The sequence below is a fragment of the Pseudomonas sp. GL-RE-29 genome (assembly GCF_019947275.1).
Taxonomy (GTDB): Bacteria; Pseudomonadota; Gammaproteobacteria; order Pseudomonadales; family Pseudomonadaceae; genus Aquipseudomonas; species Aquipseudomonas fluorescens_A.
In genome coordinates this window covers 1-13,203 of sequence record NZ_JAGYGD010000045.1, presented here as the reverse complement: position 1 = coordinate 13,203, position 13,203 = coordinate 1, and the positions used below count along the sequence as shown (strand labels likewise).

Annotated in this window: 16 protein-coding genes; 5 read left to right on the top strand and 11 right to left on the bottom strand. The window is 58.8% G+C overall.

The features are described 5' to 3' along the window. Nucleotides 1-18: 18 nt before the first annotated feature. Complete coding sequence (gene tssA, locus KGB21_RS26615; protein ID WP_034150978.1) at nt 19-1,116, top strand: type VI secretion system protein TssA; 1,098 nt, start codon at nt 19-21, stop codon at nt 1,114-1,116. 229 nt (nt 1,117-1,345) lie between these two features. Here tssA and KGB21_RS26610 read toward each other — a convergent pair whose 3' ends face one another. The 4 genes from KGB21_RS26610 to KGB21_RS26595 form a co-directional block, all read right to left on the bottom strand. Next, nucleotides 1,346-2,692, bottom strand: a complete 1,347-nt coding sequence (locus KGB21_RS26610; protein WP_223507210.1) for a glutamine synthetase family protein — start codon at nt 2,690-2,692, stop codon at nt 1,346-1,348. A 23-nt stretch (nt 2,693-2,715) separates the two neighbouring features. After that, nucleotides 2,716-3,270, bottom strand: a complete 555-nt coding sequence (locus KGB21_RS26605) for a helix-turn-helix domain-containing protein (protein WP_034150976.1) — start codon at nt 3,268-3,270, stop codon at nt 2,716-2,718. Between the two features lie 26 nt (nt 3,271-3,296). Next, the gene (locus KGB21_RS26600; protein WP_223507209.1) at nt 3,297-4,586 is read right to left on the bottom strand and encodes an NAD(P)/FAD-dependent oxidoreductase; all 1,290 of its coding nucleotides are present in this window, start codon (nt 4,584-4,586) and stop codon (nt 3,297-3,299) included. A 272-nt stretch (nt 4,587-4,858) separates the two neighbouring features. After that, nucleotides 4,859-6,061 carry an NAD(P)/FAD-dependent oxidoreductase gene (locus tag KGB21_RS26595; RefSeq protein WP_223507208.1) on the bottom strand — a complete coding sequence of 401 codons (1,203 nt, stop codon included), beginning with the start codon at nt 6,059-6,061 and terminating at the stop codon, nt 4,859-4,861. A 277-nt stretch (nt 6,062-6,338) separates the two neighbouring features. Between KGB21_RS26595 and KGB21_RS26590 the strand changes: the two genes are divergently transcribed. Further along, nucleotides 6,339-6,908, top strand: a complete 570-nt coding sequence (locus KGB21_RS26590) for an RrF2 family transcriptional regulator (protein WP_034150973.1) — start codon at nt 6,339-6,341, stop codon at nt 6,906-6,908. Nucleotides 6,909-6,911: 3 nt separating this feature from the next. Here the strand turns inward: KGB21_RS26590 and KGB21_RS26585 are convergent, their stop codons facing one another. Then, nucleotides 6,912-7,256: a hypothetical protein gene (locus tag KGB21_RS26585; RefSeq protein ID WP_223507207.1), complete on the bottom strand. Its 345-nt coding sequence runs from the start codon at nt 7,254-7,256 to the stop codon at nt 6,912-6,914. Between the two features lie 65 nt (nt 7,257-7,321). Continuing rightward, on the bottom strand, nt 7,322-7,540 hold the full coding sequence (locus KGB21_RS26580) for a hypothetical protein (protein WP_223507206.1): 219 nt from the start codon (nt 7,538-7,540) through the stop codon (nt 7,322-7,324). A 166-nt stretch (nt 7,541-7,706) separates the two neighbouring features. Here KGB21_RS26580 and KGB21_RS26575 point away from each other — a divergent pair, with 166 nt between their 5' ends. Together KGB21_RS26575 and osmE are read left to right on the top strand one after the other, a co-directional pair. Continuing rightward, entirely contained in the window at nt 7,707-7,946 is a 240-nt protein-coding gene (locus KGB21_RS26575) for a hypothetical protein (protein WP_223507205.1), read from the top strand. Nucleotides 7,947-7,957: 11 nt separating this feature from the next. Then, complete coding sequence (gene osmE, locus KGB21_RS26570; RefSeq protein WP_223507204.1) at nt 7,958-8,308, top strand: osmotically-inducible lipoprotein OsmE; 351 nt, start codon at nt 7,958-7,960, stop codon at nt 8,306-8,308. Between the two features lie 118 nt (nt 8,309-8,426). Here osmE and KGB21_RS26565 read toward each other — a convergent pair whose 3' ends face one another. Next, complete coding sequence (locus KGB21_RS26565; protein WP_223507203.1) at nt 8,427-8,618, bottom strand: SPOR domain-containing protein; 192 nt, start codon at nt 8,616-8,618, stop codon at nt 8,427-8,429. Between the two features lie 218 nt (nt 8,619-8,836). Between KGB21_RS26565 and KGB21_RS26560 the strand changes: the two genes are divergently transcribed. Further along, a complete protein-coding gene (locus KGB21_RS26560; RefSeq protein ID WP_223507202.1) occupies nt 8,837-9,199 on the top strand; it encodes an NUDIX hydrolase in 363 nt (120 codons plus the stop codon). A gap of 11 nt (nt 9,200-9,210) precedes the next feature. Here KGB21_RS26560 and KGB21_RS26555 read toward each other — a convergent pair whose 3' ends face one another. The 4 genes from KGB21_RS26555 to benA all read right to left on the bottom strand — a co-directional run bounded on the left by KGB21_RS26555 (nt 9,211) and on the right by benA (nt 12,992). Continuing rightward, on the bottom strand, nt 9,211-9,984 hold the full coding sequence (locus KGB21_RS26555) for a 1,6-dihydroxycyclohexa-2,4-diene-1-carboxylate dehydrogenase (RefSeq protein ID WP_223507201.1): 774 nt from the start codon (nt 9,982-9,984) through the stop codon (nt 9,211-9,213). Between the two features lie 134 nt (nt 9,985-10,118). Next, complete coding sequence (gene benC, locus KGB21_RS26550) at nt 10,119-11,132, bottom strand: benzoate 1,2-dioxygenase electron transfer component BenC (RefSeq protein WP_223507200.1); 1,014 nt, start codon at nt 11,130-11,132, stop codon at nt 10,119-10,121. A gap of 10 nt (nt 11,133-11,142) precedes the next feature. Continuing rightward, on the bottom strand, nt 11,143-11,631 hold the full coding sequence (gene benB, locus KGB21_RS26545) for a benzoate 1,2-dioxygenase small subunit (protein WP_034150966.1): 489 nt from the start codon (nt 11,629-11,631) through the stop codon (nt 11,143-11,145). Then, nucleotides 11,628-12,992, bottom strand: a complete 1,365-nt coding sequence (gene benA, locus KGB21_RS26540; RefSeq protein ID WP_223507199.1) for a benzoate 1,2-dioxygenase large subunit — start codon at nt 12,990-12,992, stop codon at nt 11,628-11,630. The genes benB and benA overlap by 4 nt, the downstream gene beginning before the upstream one ends. Nucleotides 12,993-13,203 lie beyond the last annotated feature (211 nt).

The following is a 13,203-nucleotide window of genomic DNA, read 5'->3' as shown; positions in this document are numbered from 1 at the left end:
TTTTGATCAGAGTTTCCTATGTCTGAATTTCTCAACGACCTTTCGCTGGCCGAACTGACCGCGCCCATCAATGAGGGGAGCGGCGAAGACTTGAGCTTTTCCGCCTTGTTCGATCAGGTGAAAGAAGCGCGGCGAGCAGACCCCGATTATTTGACCCAGGGTGACTGGCAAACGGATCTGAAGTCCTCTGACTGGGATCTGACCATCACCCTGGCTGCCCAAGGCCTGGCTCGACAGAGCAAGGACCTGATGCTTGTCGCCTGGCTCAGCGAAGGGCTGGCGCACCAGTACCATTTCAGCGGTATCACCTTTGGCCTGACGCTGGCCGAACGCATTCTGGATAACTTCTGGGCCGATCTGTTTCCATCCCTCGAAGACGGCGTCGACGAGCGCGCTGCCCGTCTGGCGTGGATGAAGACCACCCTCGCCGATGTGGTGGGCGGTCTGCCCATCACCCAGGGCCAGCAATACGGTTTGCTTCGTTATGACGAATCCAGGCATGTCGAAAACCTGGCCCTGCAAAGCCCTCAGGCCATGCGCGCCGCCCTCGACGAAGGCAAGATCAACGCCGAGGTGTTCCAGCGCTCGGTGGTGCTGACCGACTCGGATCACCTGCGCCGCAAAGCCGGCGAAATTGCCGCCAGCCTGAGCGCCTGCCAGCAATTGCAGAGCACCGCTGACCGGCTGTTCGGCCATGACGCGCCGAGTTTTGCCGGGCTCCATGACGTGTTGTCCCGTGCCGGCCAACTGGCCGAGAAACTGCTCAAGGATCGCGGTATCGAACTGAATCCGACCCCGGTCGCGCCTACCCCGACCGTCTCCGAAAGCGCTGGCGCACAACCCACAGGTGCTGCAATGACCCAGACCCAGCAGGACATCCCCGTCACGCCGTTGCGCACCACGCCCCAGACCCGCGACGAGGCGTTCACCCTGCTGGCGGGAATCGCGCAGTTCTTCAAGCAGACCGAGCCCCAGAGCCCCGTCCCTTACCTGATCGAACGCGCGATCAAATGGGGCAACATGCCGCTCGAAGGTTGGCTCAACGATGTAATCAAGGACAGCAATGTGGTGGACAACATCCGTGACGTGCTGGGGACCAAGGAAGCGAAGTCCTGATCCGACCCAGAAGGTCGCAGGACGCAAAAAATGCGGGCAAAAAAAATCCCGGGCAGCTGATGGACGCCCGGGACTTAAAAATGCATAAACCGTGGTGGTGAACGCGGCGCGGATATTACGCAATGTTTCGCGCTGTAACAAGATATTTTATTTAACCAGCCAGTTACTAAAGCTTCTAAGCCATTAAATATCCAGATATTTTTTAGGGTTAACCTCGAATCTTCTTTAACTACAGGAACCAGCGATACTCCCGTGCACTGATATCGTGCATGAATGCCAAGTGGTCCTGACGCTTGTTTTCGCAATACACGTCGACAAACTCAGCGCCCAAACCTTCACGCAATTGCGCCTTGCCTTGCATGGTTTGCACCGCCTCCAGCATCTCCAGCGGGAAATCGATGCCGCTGCTGCGGTCCTCATTAAGCGGCGCAATCGGCTCGCGACGGCTTTCCAGTCCGTGCTCCAACCCCACCAGAATCGCCGCCAATACCAGATACGGGTTGGCATCGGCACCGGCCAGGCGATGTTCGATCCGCAGGTTTTTTGCATCCGACTCGGGCACTCGCAAACACGCATCGCGATCCTCAAAGCCCCAACTGGCGCGCGACGCGACGTTCACCGTGGCGCTCAATCGCCGAAGTGCGTTGTGATTCGGGGCAAAAATCGGCATGCAGTGCGGCAACACGTCCAGGCACCCGGCGACGGCATGGCGTAGCGCTCGTTGTCCGTTCGCGGCCAGCAGGTTGTTGCCCGCCTCGTCATACAGACTTACGTGCACATGCATGCCGCTGCCGGGATGCTGCAAATACGGCTTGGACATGAAACTGGCGCGATAACCGTGCTTGAGCGCCACGCCGCGAGTGCTACGGCAAAACAGCGCCGCCCAGTCGGCCGCGCGCAAACCGTCGTCGAGATGACCGAAATTGATTTCGAACTGGCCCGGGCCCAGCTCGGCGGTAATCACCGTGGCGTCGATGCCTTGTGCTCGCGCGGTCTCGACCATGTCATCGAGTACCGGAGCAAATCGTGACAGTCGTTCAATGTGCATGTTCGGCTGATCATCAGCATCGTCGGTCAACGGATCGCGAGCGAACTGCGGCAAGCCATCGCGCAATTGACGATCGAACAGATAGAACTCCAGCTCGAACGCCACCACCGGGGAAATGCCTTTGCGTTTGAGTCGCTCCAGTACCTGCGCCAACACTTCGCGAGGTTCGAAAACGATCGGTTTTTCCGTGCCGTCGGAGGTGATCAGCATCTGCCCCAGCGGTTGTTTTTCCCAGCTGACCAACTTCAGTGTGCCGGGCACCAGGCGCCGTTGCGCATCCGGGTCGCCGTCGTTGAAGCAGTAGTCGCCGATCTTGAACAGTCCGCCCTGAGTGCCGAGCAATACGCAGTTTTGCGGCAGTTTGAGCACGCTGCCGGCGGCCACTTTTTCGAGCATCTCGACCGGGTAGCGCTTGCCGTAGAAATGCCCCGGGATGTCCAGGGAAATCAGGTCGACGTAACGCACATCAGGGTGGCGGTGACGAAACGTACGCACTTCAGCCAGCAGATCAGAGCACACAGCATCCATCATTTTGTTCCTTGTTGTTTTTATCAGGTGTAAACCCAAAGGACCCGGGTGAGTCGGTCCGAGAGATTGCCGTAGCGGCAATGGGCGTGACTGGCCAACTGAAAACTGTCGCCAGCGTGTAACGTCACTGGCTCGTCGTTATCCAGCCACAGCGTCAATTCCCCTTCCAGGACGTAGCCGCCCTGCTCCGAGCTGTCTTTCATGTGCCGGTCGCCGCTGCTGGCACCGGGTTCGAGTTGGCTTTCCAGCATCGAGAAGGACGCGCGCATTTTTGGCGAGACCAGAATGTCGGTGATGCCGTCGGCGTAATACAACGTGCGACGCTCGTCCGGCCGGGTCACCCACGGCAGGGCCATCGGTTTGGGCAAGCTGTAGAAATAGGTGGTCGGCACGCCCAGGGTTTCGCTGATGGCGGTCAAGTCCGCCACCGTCGGCCGGGACAAGCCGCGCTCGACCTGGGACAGAAAACCCACGGAACGACCGATTTTGTCCGCCAGATCCTTGAGGGTGTATTTTTTGTGTTTGCGCAGGTCCTGGATCAGGATCGCCAGCGCCGAAATCTCTTCTTGCATGTCCATCGAAAGGCTTCCAGAAATTACCGCTTTCAAATGCTGTCGCGCAGTCGGTACCAGGCCTTGCCGATCGCTTCCAGCGGCGCTGCCATGTACTTGCCACCGGGAAAACTGCCGTTGTTCAAACCCTGGTACAACGCCAACTCATCCGGCCGGCCCATTATCGCATCGGAAACCGCCCGCGCCCCGGCCAGGGTCGGCAGTACGCCGTGCCCGGAGTAGCCCTGCAGCCAGTACAAGTCGCCGCGCCGACCGATGTCCGGCGTACGCTTGAGGGTCAGGTCGATATGACCACCCCAGGCGAACTCCAGCTCGATCCCTTTGAGTTGCGGGAACACTCGCTCCAGGCATGGCCGGGTGGCGCCCGCGATATCTTTCGGCATGCCGCCCAGGTAAGTGCAGCCACCGCCAAACAGCAACCGGTTGTCGGGGGTGCGGCGGAAATAATCGAGCACAAACTGGTTGTCGGTGACGCACGCGTTGCTCGGCAGCAGCGCTTTCGCCTGCGCTGCCGAAAGTGGCGCGGTGGCCACTTGATAGGTGCCGACGGGCAACACGCAACTCGATAATTGAGGGTCGAGACGATCCAGATAAGCGTTGCACGCCAGCACCAACACGTCCGCGCGAATGCGACCGTGTTCAGTGGTTACCACATACCCGTCACCGTCCTCGCGATAATCCAGCGCTTTGCTTTGTTCGTGAATCCCCCCGCCGGCCCGCTCAATCGCGGCGGCCAGGCCCAACGCCAGTTTCAGCGGGTTCAAGTGCCCGCCTTCAGGATCGAACAACCCGGCCTGATAGCGATCGCTGGCGACCCAATCCGGCAGTTGCTCGCGCTCGATGAATTGCAATCCATCGTGCCCCCATTTGTGGCTGGCCTCGTGTTGCCATTCCGTCAACAGGCTGACCCGACGCGGCATCACCGACGTCCAGAGGTGGCCGGCCCGGTAGTCGCAATCGAAACCATGGCGTGCCGGCAATTCTCGCAGCTCCCGCGCTGCCCAGCGCATGCCGTCCCACAGACGCCGCGCGCGTTCATAACCCAGCGCCGCCTCCAACGGCGGCATGTCGCAGGACCAGCCAAGAATTGCTTGACCGCCATTGCGCCCGGAAGCGGCCCAGGCCACCCGACTGGCTTCCAGCAACGTCACGCGCTTGCCGGCGAGCGCCAGGCGCAATGCCGTGTGCAAACCGCTGAAACCGGCGCCGATGATCAATACTTCGGTGTCCTGCTCCCCGTCCAATGCCGCCCTTTTGACGAGGCGATCGGCGCAGGTGTGGGCGTAATAGCTGGCGACATGCTGAGTGGATTGCTGAAACATACGGGACTCATGAAATTTTATAGTTTTATTTTCATGAAAAAATACACGATGAATTTCATGCAGGCAATGATTTGATGCGTTCTTGGGATTGGGCATTTCCCTGTAGGAGCCGGCTTGCTGGCGATGACGGCCGTTCAGTCGACATCGCAGCGCCTGACCCAACGCCATCGCCAGCAAGCCGGGCTCCTACAAGGACTGGGTACAAGCCAAAAAAAATCCCACCCAGGAAACCCTGGGTGGGACTCAATTAATCAGACAGCGCGATCAACCACTCAAGCAACCGGAATCATCGGATCCGCTGCTGCCAATGCTGCTACACGATCCGCCGCTGGCGGGTAAATCCAGACGGTGTTGATCTGGGTCTTGAGCGACTTGCCTTCCTGTCCAATCAGTTTGACCTGGCGATCCCACCCTTCGGTGTAAACCGCACCCCAGGCACCAAGATCCAGGCAGGTCACGTATTTCGGCTGGCTGTACGGCGTCGGTTCCACTCCCAGAATCTGCGCGGCCACGTTGTTGCCGGCATGACGGCCCAACGAGATGGCGTGCTGGCAGGTCATCAGCGCGTGGTTACCGATGTCATCGCAAGCGGCGTAGGCAACGTCGCCAGTGGCGAAGATGTCTTCCTGGCCAATCACTTTCAGATGAGCGTCGACGTGCAGGCGGCCAAGGTGATCGCGTTCGGCGGGGATCTGCTCGGTCAGCGAGCTGGCGCGCACACCGGTGGTCCAGACCACGGTCTTTGCATCGATGCGCTGGCCGTCGGACAGGGTCACACCGTTTTCATCAACACCGACAACCGATGCCTGCAGGTGCCATTTCACGCCGGTTTCGATACTGGCTTCAACAATCTTCTCGGCGATCTGAGGGCCCATTGACCCGCCGATTTTGTCGCCGCGATCAACGATGATCACATTGATGTCCGCACGATCACCCAGGATGGCGCGCAGACGGGTTGGCATTTCAGTCGCGGTTTCGATACCGGTGAAACCACCGCCGGCGACCACCACCGTATTACGGGCTGCGCTTTCTGGCTGGTTGACCAGGTTCTTCAGGTGGTTTTCCAGGCGAACGGCTTGTTCGATCTGGTCGACGTCAAAGGCATGCTCAGCCACACCGGGAGTGGCCGGGAGTGCGACGCGGCTGCCGGTGGCCAGAACGAGTTTGTCGTAGCTGCATACTTGTTTGGCACCCGAAGCATCGATGTAACCGACGGTCTTGCGCTCAACGTCGATGGTCTCGGCAGCGCCCTTGATGAACTTCACACCCACTGCATCGAACAGATCCCCAAGCGGCGCGGCCAGTTGGTGGGCATTCGGCTCGTAGAAACGCGGACGGACACGCAGTTCCGCCTGAGGCGCCAGAACAGTCACTTCAACGCCGTTGTGATCGTGAATGTCGAACAGGCGCGTCGCACTCAACGCTGTCCACATGCCACCGAAACCTGCGCCGATAACCAGAATGTGCTGTTTCATTTTTATCTCCGGGGATAACCAGTGGTGAATTTTGTTATGGGTCAACGCTGATGAAGAATTCTGCTGCCGACCTGACAACGGCGACTCTATTGATCCGAGTTAAAACTCGCAACCTGTATTTTGCGATGGTTGCCATCGATGGTTTTGATAGTCTCCATCAACCCGCTGATTAGCGCATTTCGACTGGATGTAAACCGGTATGAACGGGACAGCCACATGCGTTGCCTAACTCACAGTCAGCTGATAACATTTGCGACAACATTAGTCGGAGATAGAAATGGCACTTTACAGCGCAGGCGTCGAGTACGGCCTCCACTGCCTGATTTACCTGGTGGGCAATTGCGGCGATTCGCGTGAAGCGAGCGTGCGTGACCTGGCTGAGCTGCAAGGCGTGCCGCTGGACTATCTGGCGAAAATCTTCACCAAACTGGCCAAGGCCAAACTGGTGGTCGCCACTGAGGGCGTGCGCGGAGGGTTCAAGCTGGCCCGACCGGCTGACGAAGTCACGCTGCTGGATGTCGTCAACGCAATCGACGGGCGCAAGTCCATTTTCGAATGCCGGGACATTCGTGGGCGTTGCGCGTTGTTTGAAGGTGAGGCGCCTGCTTGGGCGCTGGAGGGACACTGCTCGATCCATGCGGCCATGCTGACTGCGCAGAAACGCATGGAAGAGGCCCTCGCCCAGCAGACTATTCTGGACATCGCCCGCAAGGTCGGACGCAAAGCACCGGCGCAATTCAATGCTCAGGTCGACAACTGGTTGAATGATCGCAGGGAAAAGAAAGGCACCGCGAGCGCGCAATCAAGCGATGATCAACTCATCCCGTTGAGCGAGATTTCCGACTGAAACCTACAGGCAGTCTCGCACCGACTTGCGCAATGCTGCGGATTTCGCCCAGGGCGGCCCCTGATACAGCGATACCCGGCTGCCGTCCTTCGACTTTACGATATCCAGAATCTCGTCAGAGGTAATGATGCTCGGCGCGGTAATTCTGTAGCCGTTGGAAATCGACGTTTGAGTCGTGTTGGATATCTCCTGCTTCCATGCGGGAAACACGCACTCAGCCAGTTCCTTGGGTGGCTTTTCGCTGTACTTGTTGACATTCGGCTCGCCTGGCACCACTGACGCGGGCAATGAACAACCCGCCAGCAACGCCAAAAGCCCTACTCCGCCCAACAACATCCGACTCTGCATGAAGCGCCCTTAATCCTGAAAACGTGAAATGTAGCTGGCTGCCGCTCTGACTTCCAATGGATGCATCAGCGGTGAGTGTTGTTATCGCCCGGGCCGGGATAGGACCGCGTATTCAGATACGCCGTCCATCGCTCATAAGCCTCATGCTGCCATTGCATGACCCGACCCCAATCCGGACCGCTGAGCTGATGCGCGCAGATCAGTTTCATCATTTCACTGGTAGCCGCATCCAGATCAGCGTTCAAGTCATGAGCCTGCGCCCTGAAGTCATCGGTAGCCGTCATTTGAAGTATCCCGCCCTGGCGAAAAATCGATTCATCAGTACGGCAGCGGATTTGGTCGATTGACGAAACTTCCCGACCAAAGGACGCAGTGCACGATCAGACGAACTCAACGCCCCGCCGCAGAACGGGTCTAAAATTGATTAGCGCAGACATTCAGGAGGTCGTCATGTGGCTTAACGAATCGGAACAACAACTTCGGCGCGATCTGCAAGGCGTAGCGTCGGATCTGCGATGGTCCGCGGTAGAACTTTTGCGCATTGCAGAGCAATTGCGCCTGGCCGGGAACGACGTCGATGCGGAAGCCGCCAAAAGGCTCTGCGAATTGTTCCAGGGTGATGAACAGCGGCTGGCGGGCTACGCCGAGGAAATCAAGGCCAAAACCATCACCCGAAACAAGGCTCACTAGCGGGCGTTGCAATGAATCGGCCTCTCTCGACACTGATCATCGTAATGACAGCGGTGGCAGGCTGTAGCACTGACTCGCAAGTTTTCCGGGACCAACCGCTGGTGGCCAAGGTCGAGACTGGCATGAGCAAGGAGCAAGTCCAGCACATCGGCGGGCCACCGTTATCGATCACGGATCGCAGCGCCGAACCCGGCACCTGTTTCGATTACACGCTGACCCAGCCCGGCCATCAGCAACCCTACAGCGTCAGCTTCGATCACCAGGGCAAGGTCGACCACAAAAGCTTCATGACCTGCGCTGAATGGAGTTACGCGCAACATAAAGCCCGGGAGCCATCCCGCGCGGGTGGCGGCGGATACTAAAAATTTGTGGCGAGGGAGCTTGCTCCCGCTGGACTGCGCAGCAGTCCCCTTCTTTATTAGTTAAAGAGGGGGCCGCTTCGCGACCCAGCGGGAGCAAGCTCCCTCGCCACAGATATTGTTACTGGCTGCGTGTTTGCCCGCTCGAGCGCGAGTTGTAGCCGGGAAGAGACGCTGCAAAAGCCAGTGCTTCTTCTCGACTGCCAAATGACCCGAGTCGGTCACCTTTGGTGCAGACACGCCATGGGCCGTTGTTCACGCTGAGTACGTCGTAACCATTCATGTGCATCCTGTTCAACATCGGAACGCTCATAGTCACCCTCCATTTAGGCAGTGATATCCAGAGTCAACGCGCCTACCTTACACCCACCTGCCAGCAAGTTGCCGACCAGACGTCGTCTCGTGATTTCGCCACTTAAATGCATTTTTACACTCTTCCAGCCCTCCAACTTCCGAAGACTGGCAAAATGAGTGCGGCGCAAATATTGCATTTTTATGACTGTTTAATGACAACCGGTAATCAAGTCACCGATGAAAGTACGCGCAACCGTTATTTGCGAACAAGACCGCCATATTCTCCTGGTGCGTAAGCCAAGGTGCCGCTGGGCATTGCCCGGCGGAAAGATCGAGCTCGGTGAAACGGCGGCGGAGGCTGCCATCCGCGAGCTCCAGGAAGAAACCGGACTCATTGCCGACGACATGCTCTACCTGATGGAACTGGAAACGGGCGGGACTCGCCATCACGTCTACGAGGCGTCAGTCGTGAATCTGGATGCAGTCCGACCACAAAACGAAATCTTCGACTGCATCTGGTTTCCACTCGATGCCGTGCAAAACCTGAGTACCAGCGACGCCACGCTCAGGATCGCCAGAGCGTTTCAGCGTCGCTTGTAATTCATCGATATTCAGCCCTGATCGCCACCACCCACCGGCATAACCATCCCGGTGATGTACGAAGCTTCGTCACTGGCCAGAAACAGAATCGCGCCCGCCTGCTCATCCAGCGTGCCGTAGCGTTTCATTAAGCTGCTGTCGAGGGTCTGGTCGACGATCTGCTGATACCAGACTTTATCCTGCGCGCTCTGCTCGGCGCTGTTGCGTGGAATCACCCGCGGCGGCGCTTCGGTACCACCGGGCGCCGTGGCATTGACTCGCACGCCGCGCCCGGCGGTTTCAAACGCCAGGCACGCCGTCAACGCGTTGACCCCGCCCTTCGCCGCGCCGTACGGCACGCGGTTGATGCTGCGGGTGGCGATAGAGGAGACGTTGACGATCGCACCGCTGCCCTGCTCCAGCATGAACGGCAACGCGGCATGGCAACACCACAAGGTCGGGAACAGCGAACGGCGGACTTCGGCCTCGATCTGCGACGCTTCGTAATGCTCAAACGGTTTGGTCCAGATCGTGCCGCCGACGTTGTTGATCAGCACATCAAGACGACCAAAGCGCTCGACCGCGGTTTGCATCACCCGGCTGCATTCTTCGTATTGCTCAAGGTCGGCGGTCAGCGCCAGGACCTGACTGCCCTGCCCCAATTGCTGCTGGACCTCGAATACCAGTTCGGAGCGATCAACCAGGATCAGCTTCGCCCCTTCCGCCGCCATGCGCTCGGCAACGCGCCGCCCGATGCCTTGGGCTGCTCCGGTAATCAGCGCGACTTTTTCGTGAAATCTGTTCATGGTCATCCTCGTACTCACACCGCGGCCACCTGTAGGAGCTGCCGAAGGCTGCGATCTTTTGACTTTGATTTTCAAAAAACAAGATCAAAAGATCGCAGCCTTCGGCAGCTCCTACAGAGGACCGCGTATAAGGGTCAGGCCGCGCTGGCGGCAAATTTTTCGTAGTAGAAATTCGCCGGGGCAATGCCTTGCTCGCGGATGAACTGGCTGACCGCCTCGACCATCGGCGGCGGGCCACACAGGTAGACGTCGACGTCGCCATCGTTCAAATGCTTCGGCTCGATGTGCTGGGTCACGTAGCCCTTGAGCGGGTGCTGACTGTCAGGACTGGCCACGCAAGCGCTGTAGCTGAAGTTCGGAATGCGCGCGGCCAAGGCCTCCAGACGATCGAGTTCAACCAGATCGAAATCGTGGGTCACGCCGTAGATCAAATGCAGCGGATGTTCGCTGCCCTGCTCGGCGATTTTCTCCAGCATTGCCGTGAATGGCGCCAGTCCCGTGCCACCGGCCAGCAGCAACAACGGTCGACGGATATCACGCAGGTAGAAACTGCCCAAAGGCCCGGCCAGGCTCATGCGGTCGCCGGCCTTGGCCATGCCGGTGAGGAAGCTGCTCATCAAGCCGCCGGGCACGTTGCGAATCAGAAAACTGACTTCGCCGTCACGCTGTAAAGAGCTGAACGAATAGGCGCGAGTCTGCTCGCTGCCGGGAATCCCCAGGTTCACGTACTGCCCCGGCAGAAAAGCCAGTTTGCTCAGCGCCTCGCCTTTGATCGACAGCGCGATAGTGCTGTCGGACAACTGCCGCACGGCGCTGATGGTCGCGTCGTAGCTGGCCTGACGCGTGCGACACACCTCGGAAGAAGTCGGCACCCGCACCACGCAATCGCTCTGCGCGCGCATCTGGCACGTCAGGACAAAACCCTGTTCGGCTTCTTCGGCGCTGAGGGCGTCTTCGATGTACTCCTCGCCCAAGTCATAACGACCGGCTTCGGCGAAACACTTGCAGGTGCCGCAGGCGCCGTCGCGGCAGTCCAGCGGAATGTTGATGCCTTGGCGATACGCGGCATCGGCCACGGTTTCGCCGACATTGGCGTCGATGAACCGGGTGACGCCGTCTTCAAAATTGAACGCAATGGAATGGGTCATGACGGCCGCCTCACAAATGGTAAACATCGATGACCTGGCGAACGTAGTCGTTCTTCAGGATCACTTTCTTGGCCTTGATCAGCGGGTTTTCACCGCGCACATCGAGGGTGTAGAAACTGCTGCCGAAATAGCTGTCGACGGTCTTGTAGCGAAAGCTCAGGGTGTGCCAGTTAAAGCGCACCTTGCACAAACCGTCGGCCTGCTCGAGCAACTCGATGTTGCTGATGTTGTGGGACGTGCGGGTGTCCGGCACGCTGGCGCTGGAGCGCTCGGTCTTGATGCGGAAGACGCGGTCCTCAAGCCCGGTGCGGTTGCCGTACCAGATCAGCGAGATTTCCCGCTGCGGGTCTTCGGTCAGTTCATCGTTGTCGTCCCAGGACGGCATCCAGTACGTCGCGTCGGCGGCATACATTTCCAGCCAGTCGTCCCACTGGCGGTCGTCGAGGTAGCGTGCTTCGCGATAGAGGAAATCGCGCACCGCTTCATAGGAAATGGTCATTGCACGTCCTCCACGGCGATCAGTTTCGACTGCTCGGCCGCCAGGGCTTTGAGCATGGTCTGCTGCCAATACTTGTGTTGCAGCACGAACAAACCTTCATCTTCGGTACGCACGCCGCTGAGCAGCGGATGCAGATCGATTTCCTTCGCCGCGTCATCGGCACCTTCGATCCAGTGCTCGGCGCCACGGGACATGTCGTTCCACGTGGTGACGCTGCCCTGGTAGCTGGTCTGGCATGAGCGGAACTCTTCCAGATCGTCCGGCGTGGCCATGCCGCTGACGTTGAAGAAGTCTTCGTACTGACGAATCCGGCTCGACCGGGCGTGGTCGCTCTCGCCCTTCGGCGCGATGCAGTAAATGGTGATTTCCGTACGGTTGACCGAGATCGGCCGGGCGATACGAATCTGCGAGCTGAACTGGTCCATCAGGTACACGTTCGGGTACAGGCACAGGTTGCGCGAATTCTCGATCATCCAGTCAGCGCGCGCCTTGCCGAAGTCTTGCGCGAGCTCATCGCGACGCTCGTACAGCGGACGGTCCTCGGGATTGGCCCAACGGGTCCAGAGCAGCATGTGGCCCTTGTCGAAGGAATAGAAACCACCGCCCTGCTTGGCCCAACTGCCGGCGCTCATGGTCGGGTTTTCTTCACCGGCTTCGCGCTGTTTGCGCTGATTCTGGGTGGCCGCGTAGTTCCAGTGCACGGAGCTGACGTGATAGCCGTCCGCGCCGTTTTCGGCGGTGAGTTTCCAGTTGCCTTCGTAGATGTAGCTGGAGGAACCGCGCAGCACTTCCAGGCCATCGGCGGACTGGTCGACGATCATGTCGATGATCTTCGCCGACTCGCCCAGGTGCTCCACCAGTGGCAGTACATCGGCCTTGAGGCTGCCAAACAGGAAACCGCGATAAGACTCGAAACGCGCCACCTTGGTCAGGTCGTGGGAGCCTTCGCAATTGAAGCTCGCCGGGTAGCCGGCATTGGCCGGGTCTTTGACTTTGAGCAGCTTGCCGGAGTTGTTGAAGGTCCAGCCGTGGAACGGGCAGGTGTAGGAGCTTTTGTTGCCGGACTTGTGCCGGCACAGGGTCGCGCCGCGATGACTGCAGGCGTTGATGAAGGCGTTGAGCACACCGTCCTTGTTGCGCGCGATGAAAATCGACTGGCGCCCCATGGTCGTGGTGTAGAAATCGTTGATGTTGGGGATCTGGCTTTCGTGCGCCAGGTACAACCAGTTGCCTTCGAAGATGTGTTCCATCTCCAGATCGAACAACCGGGGGTCGGTGAACATCTCGCGCTTGCAGCGATAGACGCCTTGTTCGGGATCGTCTTCAAGCAGGGAATGCAAATATTCGGGTCGCAGGGTCATGGCCGCCGCCTCCATTGTTATTGTTCAGGCAGGGTCATGCTAGGACGGGGCAATGGGGTGGACTATCCGCGGGGTGCAGACCTGTATCCGTTTTGTGCAGGGGTCACGCGACTGCGTGATGAAATACGCACCCCTGTAGGAGCTGCCGAAGGCTGCGATCTTTTGATCTTGTTTTTTAAGATCAAGATCAAACGATCGCAGCCTTCGGCAG